Annotated in this window: 10 protein-coding genes; 3 read left to right on the plus strand and 7 right to left on the minus strand. The window is 58.6% G+C overall.

The genetic code is table 11. The annotated features are described in order from the left end of the window. Positions 1 to 341 precede the first annotated feature (341 nt). Positions 342 to 8,102, plus strand: a complete 7,761-nt coding sequence (locus ACIOWA_RS22400) for a dermonecrotic toxin domain-containing protein (protein ID WP_401161984.1) — start codon at positions 342 to 344, stop codon at positions 8,100 to 8,102. Between the two features lie 24 nt (positions 8,103 to 8,126). Here ACIOWA_RS22400 and argR read toward each other — a convergent pair whose 3' ends face one another. From argR to acs, 7 genes are all read right to left on the minus strand, one after another. Then, positions 8,127 to 9,107 carry a transcriptional regulator ArgR gene (gene argR / locus ACIOWA_RS22405; RefSeq protein ID WP_339430883.1) on the minus strand — a complete coding sequence of 327 codons (981 nt, stop codon included), beginning with the start codon at positions 9,105 to 9,107 and terminating at the stop codon, positions 8,127 to 8,129. A 231-nt stretch (positions 9,108 to 9,338) separates the two neighbouring features. After that, a complete protein-coding gene (locus ACIOWA_RS22410) occupies positions 9,339 to 10,103 on the minus strand; it encodes an ABC transporter ATP-binding protein (RefSeq protein ID WP_221734282.1) in 765 nt (254 codons plus the stop codon). Positions 10,104 to 10,130: 27 nt separating this feature from the next. Next, positions 10,131 to 11,243, minus strand: coding sequence for a M14 family metallopeptidase (locus ACIOWA_RS22415; RefSeq protein ID WP_401161986.1), 1,113 nt, complete (start codon positions 11,241 to 11,243; stop codon positions 10,131 to 10,133). A gap of 1 nt (position 11,244) precedes the next feature. Then, positions 11,245 to 11,943 carry an ABC transporter permease gene (locus tag ACIOWA_RS22420; protein WP_221734280.1) on the minus strand — a complete coding sequence of 233 codons (699 nt, stop codon included), beginning with the start codon at positions 11,941 to 11,943 and terminating at the stop codon, positions 11,245 to 11,247. Continuing rightward, the gene (locus ACIOWA_RS22425) at positions 11,940 to 12,629 is read right to left on the minus strand and encodes an ABC transporter permease (protein ID WP_053122878.1); all 690 of its coding nucleotides are present in this window, start codon (positions 12,627 to 12,629) and stop codon (positions 11,940 to 11,942) included. The genes ACIOWA_RS22420 and ACIOWA_RS22425 overlap by 4 nt, the downstream gene beginning before the upstream one ends. A gap of 91 nt (positions 12,630 to 12,720) precedes the next feature. Beyond that, positions 12,721 to 13,494, minus strand: coding sequence for an ABC transporter substrate-binding protein (locus tag ACIOWA_RS22430; protein ID WP_221734279.1), 774 nt, complete (start codon positions 13,492 to 13,494; stop codon positions 12,721 to 12,723). Positions 13,495 to 14,223: 729 nt separating this feature from the next. Further along, positions 14,224 to 16,179, minus strand: coding sequence for an acetate--CoA ligase (gene acs / locus ACIOWA_RS22435; RefSeq protein WP_339430885.1), 1,956 nt, complete (start codon positions 16,177 to 16,179; stop codon positions 14,224 to 14,226). A 460-nt stretch (positions 16,180 to 16,639) separates the two neighbouring features. On the opposite strand from acs, the gene ACIOWA_RS22440 reads away from it, so the two are divergent. After that, positions 16,640 to 16,900, plus strand: coding sequence for a DUF2790 domain-containing protein (locus tag ACIOWA_RS22440; RefSeq protein ID WP_339430886.1), 261 nt, complete (start codon positions 16,640 to 16,642; stop codon positions 16,898 to 16,900). A 552-nt stretch (positions 16,901 to 17,452) separates the two neighbouring features. Beyond that, positions 17,453 to 18,031 (plus strand): ribonucleotide-diphosphate reductase subunit beta (locus ACIOWA_RS22445; RefSeq protein WP_401161988.1); only part of this gene is annotated, 579 nt, incomplete at its 3' end.

Genomic DNA, 18,031 nt, shown 5'->3' on the forward strand with positions numbered 1-18,031 from the left:
AAACGGCGCGTTCAACCGCAGCGTGCTCAACGGACATCGGAGTCTCCTGATGAGGGCCACCCGCCTGAAACTGGCGAGCGATGGGGGGATTGTAAGGACAGTTTTCAGCCCGGCCTTGCCGCCAAGCGACAACTTCTTATAGCGCAAACCCCGGTTTTTCCCGGGTTTACGGCAATGCGACAAATAGCGTCGCAAAGGCGCAGTTTAAACTGGCGCTGCCGATTGCGGCAGACGCGGGAGAATATCAACTCAGCCTCACGTCCAAGCGATAAATATGTACCGCACCTGGATCGCCACTTCCTGATTTGCTGTCGCTCTTTTCAACGGCCAAGGAACGGCACATGCATTTGCCTCAAGGACAGCACCCCACAGCTAGAACCGACACGACCGACCCGCAACACCCCGATGATCACTATCAGCACTTGAAGAACGCCCTGCCCGACTGGCTTGCCAACGTCTCCCCCACCCGACGCCAGGCCCTGAAAAAAGTCCAGCCGTCACAAACCCTCACACTGCAGGCGGTATCGACCGCGCAGCATCAGAGACTCAAAGCCCTCAACGCCGAACACTGGACGGCGCAAAGTGAGGTCGACACGCAACTGGAACATTTGCAGGACGCCAGTGCCTTCGCCGAACCCTTGCTCAAGCAAGCGCTGAAAAGCCGCTTCGACCTGGATGTGGATGTGCGCAAGACGTTCCTGCGCCTGTATATCCCCGCAACCACGCCCTGGTTCCCGATCAGTACCGTCGCTCGGACCTGGACGGTCTCGCTGCTGGATGCCGCGTTGCATAACTTCGAAGAAAAGGAAACCCGCAACAAGGCCTTCGAAGCCGATTCGACTTACATCACCCAGCCCTCATCCACCGGCCAGTTCGATACCCTGCCGTCAATCAAGGCCAAACTGAGCATCGCGAACTTTACAAAACTGTGCCGGGAACTGGATATCGGCGCGCAATACAAAACCCATCTGGAAGCCCACCTGGGCTTCTCCGATCCGGCAGTGGCAACGTCGCTGCGCCAGAAGATTGATGCAAGTGAAAAAGCCGCGATGCGCGCAGCGCTGCAAATGGCACTGATGAACCGTGACATTTCGCAAAGTTCTTTTCGCCTGATCGACGCGATGCTCGACGGGCTGCAAGGCATACGAATCAACAGCGTGCCCGTGGTGCGTCATGACGTGACGATGATGGGCGCCACGCTTACCGGTATCGTCGTGTTTGCCCCCAGCCTGGAGGAGGCGCGGAAAAACGCCCAAGTGGTGGCCTATGTCCCGGAAGACCCCGAGCACCCGTTCAAGGAATATGCCTCGGCGCTCGAGATGGTCATTGAATTGACCCGACAGTTGCGCTCAAAGGATTACCAGCACTTTTTCAGCCGGTTCGTGAATCACGAACACCGCGGCTTTTTCTTCTCCGGCCTCAATGACCGCCTGAGCAAAATCAAATGGCACCCAAGCGAGAAAGGGAGCTCTGAACCCGCCTGGCGGGCGTCCCCGGTCGAGCGCCCCAATCTGGAGACGGCATTCATCCCGTTCCACGACGACCTGTGGCAACACCTCTATCAGGCGAAACTCAACAAGATCCTCAATGACGCCCGTTTCATCGCCGTGCCGACCGCTTCGGTCGACCAGAAAGCCCGCTGGGCCTTCTGGGATTCGGTGGTCAATATCATTTCGACGATCGTGCAGACCGCAGCGCTGGTCGTTGCGCCGTTCGTGCCCGTGCTGGGCGAAGCGATGATGGCGTACATGGCTTATCAGTTTCTCAACGAGGCCTTCGAAGGCATCATCGAATGGGCACAGGGGCGCACCACCGAAGCGTTCGAACACTTGATGAGCACCCTCGAATCGCTGATCCAGTTGGGGCTGTTTGCAGTCGGTGGGAACATTGCCGTGGCCGAGCTTCCCAAGATTTTGCCCAAAGAAATCGTCGCCTTCATCGACCGTTTCAAAACGGTCAAAATGACCAACGAACAAGTCCGTTACTGGGATCCTGATCTCGGTCGCTATCAACAGGAGAGCGCTCCTGACGCCGACTCCACGCCTAATCAACTGGGCCTGCACGAGCATCAGGGCAAACATCTGTTGCCGCTCGAAAACGCCCATTTTGCCGTGAGCGAAAGCACAATCCCCGGCCAGTACCGGATCGAACACCCGACCCGTCCCGATGCTTACCAGCCGCTGTTGCGACACAACGGCGACGGCGCCTGGCACACGGAACTCGAACAACCACTGGAATGGGACAAGCCCACGGCGTTGCGCCGGATCGGCCCCTTGGTCGAGTCGTTTTCCCCACTCGAACGCGAAACGATTCTTCAGGTCAGCGGGGTCAACGAAGGCGCCCTGCGCAAAATGCATGTCGAACAGGAAAAACTGCCGCCGCTGCTGGCCGACAGCATCCAGCGCTTCAAGATCGATCAGCAACTGCAACGTTTTAACGACTATCTGAGCAGCGATGCGCCCGAGCAATACCTGCGCGCCGACCCGGTCATGCAGTTGCAACTGTTGACCGAGCAGGGTCGCTGGCCTGCCGGCAAACGCCTGCGTTTGCTGGATAAACAAGGCGAACTCATCTGGCAATCCTCCAGTGACGAGCGCTTGCCGCTGACCGAGTTGCATCAAGACAGCCTGATCGGCGACGACCTGCTCAAAAGCCTGTTTTATGCCCTCGACGAGGCGCAAGGCAAAGCCCTGCTGGGCATGGAGTTTTCCGGCCCGACGCCGCCACTGGACGTACGCAGCCAGATGCTTCGCAAGCAACTGGCCCAGCTCGCCATGCAACAACGCAGCGTCATGTTCGAGGCGCGCTATCAGGCGCTGCAGCACAGCGACGATCCACTGGCGCAGCCCCTGCTCCAGCACGATCCGGCGCTACCGGCCGCCGTCACCCGCGAATTACTCGCCACGACCACCAGTGACGAACTGCTGGCCATCAGCGAAGGGCAAGTGCCGGCGCGTCAGCAGCAACTCATGCAACTGGCCCGTCAGGAAGTGCGTGTCACCCGCGCCTATGAAGGGCTGGAGCTCGATTCCGTCAACAACCCGGATTCTGACACCCTGGCACTGCACAGCCTCAAACTGTTACCTGGCTGGAGCGGCGATGTACGTATCGAAATCCGCGACGGGTACTACGAAGGGCCGATACTCGACAGCACCGGCCGCAGCGATGCCCCCGCGCAGAAAATCCTCGTGCGAAAAAGCGATGGCAACTATCAGCCCTACGATGAACGCGCTCAGGAGCTGCATTCGGCCACCGATTTCTATTCAAGCCTGCTCCACGCCTTGCCGGATGCCGATCGCCGGGCGTTGAACCTGCAAATCAGCGACGCAGGTAAATTGAAGCAAGCGATTCGAGCGAATCCGATGGCGCGCAGCGAACTGCGGGTTGCGATTGCACAACCACCGCTACCGGAGCCCGTTATCGATACGTTGCGCCTGGTCGGTGTTGAAAGTCATCCACCAACACGCAGTGCGCAAGCGCGAACGCTCGCTGAGCGGATACTTGAGGTCTATCCGAACGAATCGCCAGCTGAAGTGCAGATGTTCATTTTCGAGCACCAGCGAGGCGCGGGTGGTGTGCGAGGCGAGCTCTCGCGACTTCACCGCGAGTACACCAGGCTCAGCGACGATCTGCGTCGCTGGCAGTTCGATGTGCCGTCGCACGACCCGCAGACAGGTCTGGCGTTGACACCGATTCAGCGCAGAGCCGCCCTGCAAAGCCGTTCGACCCTCAGACGCGGGATCGAGCGGTGCTGGCGCAAGCAAACGCGCGGACCGGCCGGTTACCTGATGCAGATCACTGACCCGATCATTGGCGAGCTTCCTGTGCTGGATGCTGACTTCAGCCACGTCACCTCTCTGGCGATCAATGGCATCAGAAGTACCCGCGGTGTCGATCAGTTCTTGCAGCGTTTCCCCACATTGATGTATCTGGATGTGCAAAACGCCAACCTGCCAAATCTGCCGTCCGCCCTCACCTCGATGCCGGTGCTGCGGCAACTGATCCTGCGCAATTGCAACCTGCGCCTCGGCGCTGGCGATCAGGTTTTACTGGCTTCATTGTCAGACCTGTCCGTTCTCGATCTGCAGGACAACCCGCTAGGGCTGCACCTCGATATCCAGCCAATGACCTCGCTGCGTTTACTCAACCTGACCAATACCGGTATCACGGAGGCGCCAGCCAATCTGCTGAGCCACCCACGATTGGTCAGCGGTAAATTCGCCAGCAACCTGATCACCGAAGTGCCGGACGCCTTATTCACACTCAACAGCATGCTCAGCGACGGCTTCAATTTCGCCGACAACCCGCTGAGCGCCGCCTCGCGAGAACGCGTGAAAACCCATTACCAGCGCACCACAAAGCACTTCGGGGTAGTGCCTGAAGAAGCCGACATCAACCGCACGATCAACCTGTTTGCGGCACTCGAGCCTGCGCAGGCTACCGACGTGTTCTATCAACTGCCCGGAACGCTGGCTCAAGGTCGGGCGCAACTGACCCAATGGGAAGTCGAATTCAGACAGATGAAGGATGGCCTTGCGCAATGGAGCCGAAACATTCCCGAAAACGACCCCACGACCGGCCAACCGCTGAACCTGAACGAGCAATCCAGTGAACTGATGCACCGCGAGCGATTCGCTCAGGCGCTGGAGCAATTCTGGGGCAGCAGAACCCCACACCAGCCCACGCTCAGAAGCTGGTACCTGGAGGCGAATCTGGACTTCATCGGCGATCTGCCAACGCTGGATGCCGACTTCAGCCACGTCTCCAAACTGAGCCTGACCGGCAATAAAGACGTTTCAGCGCTGACGCCATTTCTGCATCGTTTCCGGAACCTGGAAGCGCTGCATCTGTTTGATTTCGATCTGGAACCGGCGTCCAGTTCGATCATCGGTTTTCCTCGCCTGACCACGCTGGAACTGAAGAATTGTGCGGTGGTGCTGACCCCGGAAAACCAGGCAGCTCTTTGCACCATGAGCAGCCTGGAAACACTGGAGCTGGGCAACAATCCGCTGGGCACACTGCCCGACCTGAATCTGCTGCCCAACCTGACTTATATCGATGTGAGCAACGCTGGCTTGTCCACCGTTCCGGACGGCGTCATCGATCACCCGAATCTGCGCACGATGATCTTCAGCGACAACCTCATCACCGAACTGCCCGAGGCCATTTTCGAACTGCCCCCCAATCGCAGCGACGGGATGGATTTTGCCGACAACCCTCTATCAGCCGCGACTCGCGAACGGATCAAAATCTATTACCGCAAGACGGGGCAAGACTTCGATGTGCAGGCCGATCCGGCTGACATTGCCGTGGCTCGGGAACTGTTTCCACAACTGGATGCGCAGGAAGCCAGTGACATGATCTACGACTTGCCCGGCACCCTGGTCGATAGTCATGATCAACTCGGTCGCTGGCAAACCGAGCTCACCACGCTGACAGCCAATCTCGCCACGTGGGCGCCTAAGGTTCCCTCCCTCCATCCCGTCACCGGTGAAGCCCTGACGGCCATCGAATTGCTCAACGAGTACGCATACCGCAAGGCGTTCGGGCAAAAGCTTGAGAACTTCTGGCGTCATCGCTTGACCCTGTCCGGAATGCGTGACGATTCTTTTTCCTCGGGCCTGCCATTCATCGGTGACATGCCCGTGCTCACGACAGACTTCAGCCACGTCTCGAACCTGCACCTCAAGGGCAATCCTGCCTTGCGTGGAATCGAACCGTTCCTTGATCTGTTTCCCAGAGTGCAATCGCTTGAGATGCGCGACCTCGCCATGGAGCAATTCCCCGCGCCCGTTGGTCGCATGCAGGAACTGAAGGATCTGACGCTGAACCATTGCCAGCTCACGTTGACCCCCGAGGGGCAAAACACACTGATCTCACTGAGCGACCTTGAACGTCTGGACCTGAGCAACAACCCGTTGACGCTGGCACCGGATATCGCGGCGATGCCAAAATTGAATGACATTCGCTTGTCCAACTGCAGCCTGACCGAACTGCCAAATGGTCTCGTAGCACATCCCAACCTGAAATCAGTTCTGCTCGAAAGCAACCGCATCACCGAATTACCCGAAGCGTTTTTTCAAATCGACGCCGATCTGGCTGACGGCGTCGATCTGTATGACAACCCTTTGTCGGACGCCAGTCGTGATCGCATCAAGACGTTCTACAACCAACAAGGATGCGACCTTGGCGTGCAGGCCGATCGTGCTGACATCGGCCGCGCGCGCGCCTTGTTTCCGGAGTTGGAAGACGAAGACGCCAACCATATGATCTACAAACTGCCGGGCTCGCTGGACGACGGTCGAGCCCAGCTTTTGCGCTGGGAAAGCGAAATGGCCCAAATGGATCGCGACCTCAATGCCTGGACCGAGGCCATTGCGGCAAGCGACCCCGAGACTGGCCAGCCACTCAGTACCACCGAGGTGGCAACCGAGCGCGAAGCCAGAAAAGAGTTCAGCAACGATCTTCAGCAGTTCTGGCGCCAGCGCCGCGCAGACAAACTTGAGCTGCGCTCCAATACGCTCACTGCCGAACTGCCCTTCACCGGTGATCTGCCCGCGCTGTCGGCTGACTTCAGCCATGTCAAACAATTGTCCTTGCAGGGCAAATCAACGCAAAACGTCCCGGACGCGTTCCTGAACTGTTTCCCTGGTTTGTCGGGGCTGGAAATGCGCGATATTGCCCTGCGCCGCTGGCCTCAGGCGCTGAACAGGATGCCCTCGCTGCTGACCCTGGCGCTTAGCAACTGTGGTGTGGTCTTTGACGCCCAGGCGCAAGCCATGCTTTCAGGCATGCGCCGGCTGACCATGCTCGATCTGTATAAAAATCCACTGGGTGTGGTGCCTGACGTTTCGCCGCTCAAGGCGCTGACTTACCTCGACCTGTCCGAAACCGGTATCGACAGCGTCCCGGCCGGTCTGACGGAGATTGCCGACCTCAACACCGTGTTGTTGAACGATAACCGCATCACCGAGTTGCCGGAGGCGCTCTACAACCTCCCCGACCCGGTCAGCAATGGCATCGCTCTGGACGATAACCCGATGTCTGCAAAGACGCGCGATCAGATCAAAGCCTATTACCAACGTACCGGCAGGCATTTTTTCGTACTGGCCGAACAGGCCGATGTCGAACGGGTACAAGCGTTGTATCCACATTTGTCGCAGACCCAAGCCAGCGATCTGATTTACCGCCTGCCCGGCACATTGGCGGATGGACGCGTCGAACTGGCACGTCGAGAGACCGAACTGACGACCCTCAACAACGACCTTGAGCGCTGGATGAACGCGCAGTTGCTTGACCCCGTCACCCGCCAATCGCTGGAACCGCAAGCGCGGCTGCAAGAGCAATCCAAAAGGATGAAATTCAAGGAAAGCCTGGAAAATGCCTGGCGTCGCAAATCATCCGCAATTCAGTCCGCGTCCAGCCTGACCCTCGACCTGTCGTTCATCGGAGACCCGCCTGCCTTGGCCGCGGACTTCGGGCATGTGCTTGAACTGGATCTGACCAGCACGGCTACCGTTGCGCCGCGAACCGAAGGCTTGCTCGCCCGCTTCCCTAACCTGCTGAGTCTTAAGATGCGGGGGTTTGAACTCGAGAGCATTCCCGCCGAGGTTTTAAGCATGAAGAAACTCAAGCTGCTGAATCTGCCCGAGTGCAGCATCCGCCTGACAGAAGACACTGCGAATGCGCTGGGGGCTCTGGAAGAAATCGACAGCCTGGACTTAAGCAACAATCCCCTAGGACGCGCGCCCGACATCAGCCGCATGAAGCAACTGACCCGCCTGGATCTGAGTAAAACCGGACTCACCGAGACGTGGCCGGCACTGTTCGACTCCATCACACTGAGCCACGCCGACCTTTCGGATAACGCGATCACCGAGTTGTCGATTGAAATACTGCGTGGTGATCGTCAGTTGATCGCCCACTTCAACTTCGATGGCAATCCGTTGTCGGGGCTGGCCCGCAGACGGCTTGAAGACTATGCACAATTGCGCGCAGCCAGGCTGAATGAACCGCGCTGGCGCCAGCAGATCACCGTGGGGGATGACACGAGCTCATCGTCGTCTTCGACGTTTGCGACCTCGCCGCAATCGGAGAATTAACAATAGTCGCCAACCCGACGCGGCTCAGCCGCGCTCGGGCGGCACCGACGACAATTCGAACGGGCTGCTGCTTCGCCGCTGGTTGCGATCTTCTCGCGGCGTGGCACCGAAGAAGTTGCGATAAGCGCTGGAGAAGTGCGGCCCCGAGGAGAAGCCGCACGACAGACCGATCTGAATGATCGACTTGCTGGTTTGCATCAACATTTGCCGGGCCTTGTTCAGGCGCAGTTCCAGGTAGTACTGGCTCGGCACACGATTGAGGTATTGCTTGAAGATCCGCTCCAACTGCCGACGGGATACGCACACATGCTGGGCAATTTCGTCGGTGGTCAGCGGCTCTTCGATATTGGCTTCCATCAGCAACACCGCCTGGGTGAGCTTCGGATGGCTGGAGCCCAGACGGTTCTGCAACGGAATGCGCTGACGCTCGCCGCCCTCGCGGATGCGCTCCACCACCAGTTCTTCGGACACCGCACCGGCCAGCTCTGCACCGTGATCACGCGCCAGCACTGCCAGCAACAAGTCGAGCACCGACAGGCCGCCACACGCGGTCAAGCGATCACGATCCCAGTCAAACAGATGGCTGGTCGCGATGACTTTAGGGAAACGCTCCGCGAAATCGTCCTGCCAGCGCCAGTGGACGGCAGCGCGGTAACCGTCGAGCAAACCGAGTTGCGCCAACGGATACACGCCGGCCGACAGACCTGCGATCACACAGCCAGCCCGCACCAGTTGTTTCAGTGCACTGCTCAGAGCCGGCGCCAAAGACGTCGGTGGCTCATCGGCGAGCAGAAACAGTTTCTGGAAGTTTTCGAGCTTGCCGGCCCATGGCTCGCCGGGCAATTGCCAGGCACCTTCGGCGGGAGGCTCGGCCTGCAAGAACGTCAACTCGTAGACCACGTCCGGGTGCACACGCTGAGCAACACGCAAGGCCTCCTCCGCCAGCGCCAGCGTCAACGCTTTAGTGCTGGGCCAAATCAGGAAACCAATTCGATGGGCAGTCATGGGCGGGCAATCCGAAACGAAGAACGGTGATGAAGGCAAGGGCCAATGCTAGCCCGAAATCGAAACTGTCGCAGATCCATTGTGGGAGCGGGCTTGCTCGCGAATGCGGTAGATCAGACACCAATGATGTCGACTGATACACCGCTTTCGCGAGCAAACCCGCTCCCACAGGGGGCCGAGCAAGTTTTCAGGTCGCGAAGCATGACCTAATTGGGTGCATAACGGGAGCGATTACTTGAGGCTACCCGAGAGGAACTGTTGCAGACGTTCCGATTGCGGATTGACCAGCACTTCACGCGGATCGCCGCTTTCTTCCACGACACCTTTGTGGAGGAATACCAACTGGTTCGACACTTCACGGGCAAAGCCCATTTCGTGGGTGACCACCACCATGGTGCGGCCTTCCTGAGCCAGCGCCTGCATGACTTTGAGCACGTCGCCTACCAGTTCCGGGTCGAGCGCCGAGGTCGGTTCGTCGAACAGCATCACTTCCGGTTCCATCGCCAGCGCACGAGCAATCGCCACACGCTGCTGCTCGCCACCGGACATGTGCCCCGGGAACGCATCCTTACGGTGGGCCACGCCGACCTTGTTAAGGTAATGCTCGGCTTTCTCGCGGGCTTCGGCCTTGGACATGCCCAGCACATGCACCGGCGCTTCCATGATGTTTTCCAGCGCGGTCATGTGCGACCACAGGTTGAAATGCTGGAACACCATCGACAGACGCGAACGCATACGCTGCAGTTGCTTTGGATCAGCGGCTTTCAGCGCGCCGTCCTTGTTCGCGACCAGTTTCAGCTCTTCGTTGTTGAGCAGAATCTTGCCCGCGTGCGGCTGCTCAAGCAGGTTGATGCAACGCAGGAAAGTACTTTTGCCGGAGCCACTGGAGCCGATGATGCTGATCACATCGCCGGCTGCCGCTTTCAGGGACACGCCCTTGAGCACTTCGTGACTGCCATAGCGTTTATGCAGGTCTTGGACTTCAAGTTTGTACATGCGGTCGGTTCTCACAAAAACAGTCAGTCAGTCGTTGAGCAAGCGCCCGTGACGCAGCGCTTCGCGCCCCGCCACCTTGGCCAGCCAGAAACCGGGTTGGGCATAGCGCAGCCGTTCAATGGCAAACAGCACCCCGGACGTACCAGCACACACCGTGCTGACCCGATCGGACACAGGGTCGATCACTTCAAAAATCTCATCACCGGCCTCGACCCATTCGCCGGGTTTACGCACAAAGCTCACCACGCCCGGGTGCGGCGCGAACAACAATTCGGTGCCTTCGAACGGCATGCCTTCGCACGGCTCGTGTGCCGGGCTCGGCCACTCGCCGCAGATCAAGCCCTGCTCGGCGAGAAACGCCAGAATGCCTTCGGCATGGGCCTGGGCATCAGCGCGGCCAGTGTCAGCCTGACCGCCCAGCTCGATGGTCGTCGCCAGACAAGCCAAAGGAATCTGCGCCTGCGGGAACTGACGCGACAGGCGCAGCCACGGCAGCGAACAGGCTTCATCGAAGGAGCTGCCGCCGGAATCTTCCGCCAGCAAACCCACTTTCACATTCAGATGCGCGGCCAGTGAACGCCACTGCGGCCAGTGCTGCGGCAACGCATACAGGTGCAGTGCCGCTTCAGCATCACAGTGCAAGTCGAGCACCACGTCGGCGGTGCAGGCGTGGCTGAGCAATACGCGCTGCATGCCTTGCAACTGGCTGCTCGCGGGCGGCAATGCCGCCAGATGATCGGCCATCGCCTGACGGATCAGGCGAATATTGGCGTGCGAATCGTCACCCAGGCTGTCGGCCAACGCCGCCGCAACCGGCGCGCTCAGCTCAACGAAGTCACGGTTGAAATTCTTGCCACTGCCCGCCTCGAAACGGCCTTGGTGATTGCCTTGCAGCAACTGACCAAGACCCAACGGATTGGCCACCGGCACCAGCTCGATCACGCCGTTGAGCAGGCCTTTGTCTTCGAGTTCGCCGAGGCGCTTTTTAAGCTCCCAGGCGGTGCGCATGCCCGGCAATTCGTCAGCGTGCAGGCTGGCCTGAATGTAAGCCTTGCGCTCGCCGCTGCCGAAACGAAACACCGAAATCCTGCGCTCGCTGCCCAGATGGCTCCACGGCAAAACGTGGTCGATACGTTCCATATCAGTGCTTCCGCGGGGCCAGATAGCTCAGCCAGCGACGCTCGGCCAGCTTGAACAACTTGACCAGAATGAAGGTCAGGCACAGGTAGAACACGCCAGCGGTGATGTACGCCTCGAACGGCAGGTAGTACTGCGCGTTAACGGTACGGGCCGCACCCGTGATGTCGATCAGGGTCACGATGGACGCCAGACTGGTGGTCTGCAGCATCATGATCACTTCGTTGCTGTACTGCGGCAACGCGCGGCGCAGGGCCGACGGCAGCAGGATGCGCTTGTACATCTTGAAGCGCGACATGCCCATGGCTTTGGCCGCTTCGATCTCACCGTTCGGCGTTGCCTTCAGGCTGCCGGCGATGATTTCCGCGGTGTAGGCGCTGGTGTTCACGGCGAACGCCAGGCATGCGCAGAACGTAGCGCTGGACAGCCACGGCCAGAGGAAGCTTTCACGTACAGCTTCAAACTGGGCCAGACCGTAGTAGATCAGGAACAGTTGAACCAGCATCGGCGTACCGCGAATCACGTAGGTGTACAGCCACGCGGTGCCGTTGACGATCGAGTTCTTGGAGACGCGCATCAGCCCCAGCGGCAACGCCGCCAGCAGACCAAAGAACAGCGACAGCGCGAGCAATTTGAGGGTGGTCAACAGGCCGCCGAGGTACAGCGGCATAGCCTCCCAAATGACGTTGTAGTCGAAGATCATAGATCAGCCGCCCTTACGCCTACCGAGTAGCGCTTCTCAAGTTGACGCAATGCCAGCAACGAGACACTGGTGATCACCAGGTACATCGCCGCCACTGCAAGGAAGAAGGTGAAAGGCTCGCGAGTGGCATCCGCCGCCTGCTTGGCCTTGAACATCATGTCTTGCAGACCGACCACCGAAATCAGCGCAGTCGCCTTGGTCAGTACCAGCCAGTTGTTGGTGAAGCCTGGAATCGCCAAGCGAATCATCTGCGGCACCATCACCCGGAAGAACACCTGAAAACTGCTCATGCCGTAGGCCATGCCCGCTTCGGCCTGCCCCTTGGGGATCGCCATGAACGCGCCACGGAAGGTTTCCGACAGGTACGCCCCGAAGATGAAACCGAGGGTGCCGATACCGGCGGCCAACGGGTTCAGGTCGATGTAATCGTTGAAGCCGAGCAGCGGCGCCACGCGGTTGAGCAAGTCCTGACCGCCGTAGAAAATCAGCAGGATCAGCACCAGATCGGGAATCCCGCGGATCACCGTGGAATACAGATCGCCCAGCCACGCCAGCCAGCGCACCGGCGACAGGCGCAGTGCAACACCGATCAGCCCGAGAACGATGGCCAGAGCCATGGACGACAAGGCGAGCTGAAGCGTCAGCCATGCGCCATCGAGGATGACAGCCCCGTAGCCTTTCAACATGATTCAGGTCCTCGAAAGTTGGGATGAAAAAATGGCGCAAACCGCAGAGATCCTGTTGCTTGCGCCATTTCGGACTTGTCGCAGAGACGTATTACTTGCCGTAGATATCGAAGGCGAAGTACTTGTCCTGGATTGCTTTGTATTTGCCGTTTTCGCGGATGGCCGCGATGGCCGCGTTGATCTTGTCTTTCAGGGCATCGCCCTTACGCACAGCGATGCCTACGCCGTCGCCGAAGTATTTGACGTCGGTGAAAGCCGGGCCTGCAAAGGCGAAACCTTTACCGGCGTCGGTGTTCAGGAAACCGTCTTGCAGCAGGGTGGCATCAGCCAGGGTGCCGTCGAGGCGACCGGCGGCCACGTCGAGGTAGATCTCGTTCTGCGAACCGTACGGCTTGATCTCGGCGCCCAGTGGAGCCAGGACTTCGCGGGCGAAACGCTCATGGATCGAACCACGTTGCACGCCGATGTTCTTGCCTTTGAGCTCAGCCAGACCTTCGCTGACCTGAGTACCGGCCTTCATGACCAGACGTGCCGGGGTGTTGTAGTACTTGTTGGTGAAGTCGACGGACTTCTTGCGGTCTTCAGTGATCGACATGGACGACAGGATCGCGTCGATCTTGCGCACTTTCAGTGCCGGGATCAGACCGTCGAACTCTTGCTCGACCCATACACACTTGACCTGCATCTGCTCGCACAGCGCATTGCCGATGTCATAGTCGAAACCGACGATGCTGCCGTCCGGCGCTTTGGAAGCGAACGGAGGGTAGGCCGCTTCGATACCGATCTTCACAGGTTTTTCGTCAGCGAAGGCATTGAGCGACAGCACGGACAGTGCCAGGGCGCCAAGCAGCACAAGTTTCTTCATCTTGAGACTCCATCGGTAAAGGGCAAAAACGGCAGAGTGAGCAACAGCCCAATATGCGAATGGGTGAATCGGAAAATCCGTTGCTGCATCGGTGGGAAATTTCCTATTGAAACCGCAGGAGGTTTCAACGTTAGCCACGATGAGCCAGTGATCGGCATTCTAACGACAGGCCCGAAGTCGATATTTCTTCAATGCGACAACTAATTACAGATGCACCGAGAAACCGACTTGAGCACATTGACAGTCTTGCAATTTCATGCAAGAGCGAAAGACAGTGAACCGATCTATGCTGCAAATTGCGGGCCTATTATTCGCAAACCCTTCTAATCCGGCAAGCGCAGCGTTGTGTCTTATTTTTCTCGCCTGGTTTTGAGGCTCTGAAACGGGGCGATGCGTTTCCCCTCGCCCCGGTTTGGCGCTGGCGGTTACACATTTGGTTACGGGGATGAAGACGGGTAACAGGCGGAAATGTCTTACGCGGGAAATCGATAATTATTGGTTGGGTGGTTTCGGTTTCTGGCTGCGGACTACACCAGCGCCTGACAAATTGCCTTCGCGAGCAAGCCAGCTCCCACAGTTTTGATCGAATGCCTCAAGCCCCAATGCAATTCCCTTTGGGAGCGGGCTTGCTCGCGAAGGGGCCAAACCAGCCAGCACATAAACAACAGACACAAAAAAGCCCCATCCGGCCTACACCGAACAGGGCTTTCCAACACATCAACCCGCTACTTAAGCAACATTCATGGTCTTGTGCGTATCAATCAAATGCTGAACCACACCCGGGTCCGCCAGCGTCGAGATATCCCCCAACCCGTCGTACTCAGCCGTGGCAATCTTGCGCAGAATGCGGCGCATGATCTTGCCCGAGCGGGTCTTCGGCAGCCCCGGCGCCCACTGGATCACGTCCGGCGAAGCAATCGGGCCGATCTCTTTACGCACCCAGTTCTTCAACTCCAGACGCAATTGCTCGGTCGGCTCCTCGCCATTTTTCAGGGTGACGTAGACATAAATGCCCTGCCCCTTGATGTCGTGCGGCACACCGACCACCGCCGCTTCAGCGACTTTCGGGTGGGCAACCATCGCGCTTTCGATCTCGGCCGTGCCCATGCGGTGGCCGGAGACGTTGAGCACGTCATCCACCCGCCCGGTGATCCAGTAGTAACCATCGGCATCACGACGCGCACCGTCACCGGTGAAGTACATGCCACGGAACGTCTTGAAGTAGGTGTCGACGAAGCGGTCATGGTCGCCGTACAGCGTGCGCGCCTGACCTGGCCACGAATCGAGAATCACCAGATTGCCTTCAGCCTCGCCCTCGATAATGTTACCGAGGTTGTCGACCAGCGCCGGCACCACACCGAAGAAGGGCCGCGCCGCCGAACCCGGCTTCAGCGCGTGGGCGCCCGGCAACGGGCTCATCATGTTGCCGCCCGTCTCGGTCTGCCACCAGGTATCAACGATCGGGCAACGGGACTTGCCCACATTCTTGTAATACCAGTCCCAGGCTTCCGGGTTGATCGGCTCACCCACCGAACCGAGCAAGCGCAGGCTGCTGCCATCAGCGCCTTCAACAGCGGCCTGACCCGAAGCCATCATTGCGCGGATCGCGGTCGGCGCGGTGTAGAGGATGTTGACCTTGTGCTTGTCGACAATCTTCGCCACCCGAGTGATGTCCGGGTAGTTCGGCACACCTTCGAACAGCAACGTGGTCGCGCCGTTGGCCAGCGGGCCGTAGACGATATAACTGTGGCCAGTGACCCAGCCAACGTCGGCCGTGCACCAATAAACTTCCCCCGGGCGGTAGTCGAACACACGCTCGTGGGTCATCGCCGCATACAGCAGATAACCGCCCGTGGTGTGCTGCACGCCCTTCGGCTTGCCGGTGGAGCCTGAGGTGTAAAGGATGAACAGCGCTTCCTCAGCGCCCATCTCTTTGGGCGCGCACACGCTGCCCGCCACTTTCATCAGGTCTTCGTACCAGATGTCGCGATGCTGGTTCCACTTGATGTCGCCACCGGTGCGCTTGCACACGATGACTTTCTGGATGCTGCTGGTTTCCGGGTTGGTCAGCGCGTCGTCGACGTTGGACTTGAGCGGGATCTTCTTGCCGGCACGAATGCCTTCGTCAGCGGTGATCACCACTTTGGATTTGCAGTCGATGATGCGACCGGCCAGGGCTTCCGGCGAGAAACCACCGAACACCACCGAGTGAATCGCGCCGATCCGGGTGCAGGCCAGCATGGCTACCACGGCTTCGGGAATCATCGGCATATAGATAGTCACCACGTCACCGCGGTGTACGTCCTGACCACGCAGGGCGTTGGCGAGTTTGCACACTTGTTCGTGCAATTCGCGGTAAGTGATGTTGCGGCTTTCGGAAGGATCGTCGCCCTCCCAGATGATCGCCACTTGATCGCCGCGCTCGGCCAGATGACGGTCGAGGCAGTTATAGGAAACGTTCAGGGTGCCATCGGCGAACCACTTGATGTCGACATGGTGATCGTCGAACGAAGTCTGTTTCACCGTGGTGAAAGGCTTGATCCAGTCAAGACGCTGGGCTTGCTCGCGCCAGAAGCCGTCAGGGTTGACGACCGACTGCTGGTACATGGCTTTGTAGGTCGCCTCGTCAGTCAGCGTGTTAGCCAGAACCTCGGGACGAACGGGATACAGAGAAGCCGCACTCATCTTTCCTACCTCGGTGTAATAGTTGTTTTTGTATGACCCAGTTGTATCCGGGCCGGCCCCATAGAACCATTCGACGATGGTAGTAACAAGCCCCTACAAAACATCCAGTTACCCCGACCGCAAGCCTGACGTCCCTCTCCCAAACACTAACCCCTCCCGTGGGAGCTTGCCTGCAAGCGATTCAGACAACTCGCTCTTTCAGGCAAATTGCTTGGCGAGAACTCGATATCGACCGATTGTTACCAAATCTGCCAAAGGTGTTTATCAAAACCCGCTCTGTTTACCCCCACCTCACGTCCCTAGAATTCACCTCGCCGACAAGGCAAAGCGATTAACAACGATACAGCCCCCACGAAGGCCGTTAATCCAGCTCTCAAGTAATAACTGCAAACGATGAAGTTACACACGCAACCCCATAAAGGTTGCGTGACCCCACTCGACCTCAAAAAGGTAAATCCGAATGAAAGCTTTATGGGTTCTGGCCATCAGCTGTCTGTGCGCAACCGCCATGGCAGACGAGGCCCCGACTGACGTCGCCCAGCAACAACCGGCCGTCGAGGAATACACCTACTCGACTCACCTGGACATCGCCAAAGTTGTCTCCATGAGCGAAGTGCCCAATGTCTGCGAAGTGGTTCCGGCCAAAATGGAATACGACGACTCCAAAGGTCAGCGCCACATCCTGCGTTACAGCATCATGGGCAATGGCTGCACCAATTGACGATTGAGACTGCACCGAATCGGATCTCTCAGCGCTTCATTGAGGGTCGATTCCAGCCCGACTTCGGTCGGGCTCAGTTGTGTCTGGAGCCGTCAAAAATGCTTGCAAAACACTAGATGTAGTGAAAAACACGGTTTTTTGTTCGTTTTTTGAGCAATTCCACATTTACGAAATTTCTTCGAAAAAAAATCTATCCCTGGCAAAGCCCTGTAAACCCACGCTCTCACTGAAAAACCACCCTCCCCGACCGCTCCATGCGCGGATTCGCCTCAGCACGGCCCGTTTTTTTTCCCTATAATGCCGCCCTAATCGGGACAGCAATATTCCCTTACAGGGATGAACAGCCCATCTGAAGCCCCGCAGCAGCGTTCAACGCGAGCTGCGCCCGTCAGAGGCTCTCGGAACCCCGAACAAAATTCTGTTTTATTGCCTGCCTTAGCTGCTGCAAAAAACGATTCCTTAAGATCCAACGCGGTCTGTACGACCGTGTGAAAAACCAACCAATCAGGTTTCACACGGGGCGACAGGCCCTCAAGCAGGAGACGACACGTCATGCTGAGCTGGGACGAATTCGACAAAGAAGACAGTGAAGTAGCAGCAGTGAAAGGCGCCAACGCCGGCCACGCTACTGAAGCCAACATGGACCGCCTCGACAACGCCGGCGGCGCCGCCGCGCTCGAAGCCCGCGCCGTCACCGCCGACGACTCGGCCGCCGTGGCCCGCGCCAAGGCAGCACTGAACTCCCTCGACGTCGCCGAAGGCCTCGCCGAACTCGAAGGCGCCTCCGCCCGTGTCGCCGTTGACGAAAAGCGCATGATCAACTGCCGCGCCGACCTCAACCAACTCGTACCCTTCAAGTACGACTGGGCCTGGCAGAAGTACCTGGACGGTTGCGCAAACCACTGGATGCCGCAAGAAGTCAACATGACCGCCGACATCGCCCTCTGGAAAAACCCGGAAGGCCTGACCGACGACGAGCGCCGCATCGTCATGCGCAACCTCGGCTTCTTCTCCACCGCCGACTCCCTGGTTGCCAACAACCTCGTTCTGGCCGTGTACCGCCTGATCACCAACCCGGAATGCCGCCAGTACATCCTGCGCCAGGCCTTCGAAGAAGCGATCCACACCCAC

The organism is Pseudomonas sp. NPDC087614, assembly GCF_044743485.1.
Classification (GTDB): domain Bacteria; phylum Pseudomonadota; class Gammaproteobacteria; order Pseudomonadales; family Pseudomonadaceae; genus Aquipseudomonas; species Aquipseudomonas baetica_A.

Excerpts from the sequence above, each read along its gene's own strand:
- ACIOWA_RS22400 (WP_401161984.1), top strand. The coding sequence starts at position 342 with ATGCATTTGCCTCAAGGACAGCACCCCACAGCTAGAACCGACACGACC.
- argR (WP_339430883.1), bottom strand. The coding sequence starts at position 9,107 with ATGACTGCCCATCGAATTGGTTTCCTGATTTGGCCCAGCACTAAAGCG.
- ACIOWA_RS22410 (WP_221734282.1), bottom strand. The coding sequence starts at position 10,103 with ATGTACAAACTTGAAGTCCAAGACCTGCATAAACGCTATGGCAGTCAC.
- ACIOWA_RS22415 (WP_401161986.1), bottom strand. The coding sequence starts at position 11,243 with ATGGAACGTATCGACCACGTTTTGCCGTGGAGCCATCTGGGCAGCGAG.
- ACIOWA_RS22420 (WP_221734280.1), bottom strand. The coding sequence starts at position 11,943 with ATGATCTTCGACTACAACGTCATTTGGGAGGCTATGCCGCTGTACCTC.
- ACIOWA_RS22425 (WP_053122878.1), bottom strand. The coding sequence starts at position 12,629 with ATGTTGAAAGGCTACGGGGCTGTCATCCTCGATGGCGCATGGCTGACG.
- ACIOWA_RS22430 (WP_221734279.1), bottom strand. The coding sequence starts at position 13,494 with ATGAAGAAACTTGTGCTGCTTGGCGCCCTGGCACTGTCCGTGCTGTCG.
- acs (WP_339430885.1), bottom strand. The coding sequence starts at position 16,179 with ATGAGTGCGGCTTCTCTGTATCCCGTTCGTCCCGAGGTTCTGGCTAAC.
- ACIOWA_RS22440 (WP_339430886.1), top strand. The coding sequence starts at position 16,640 with ATGAAAGCTTTATGGGTTCTGGCCATCAGCTGTCTGTGCGCAACCGCC.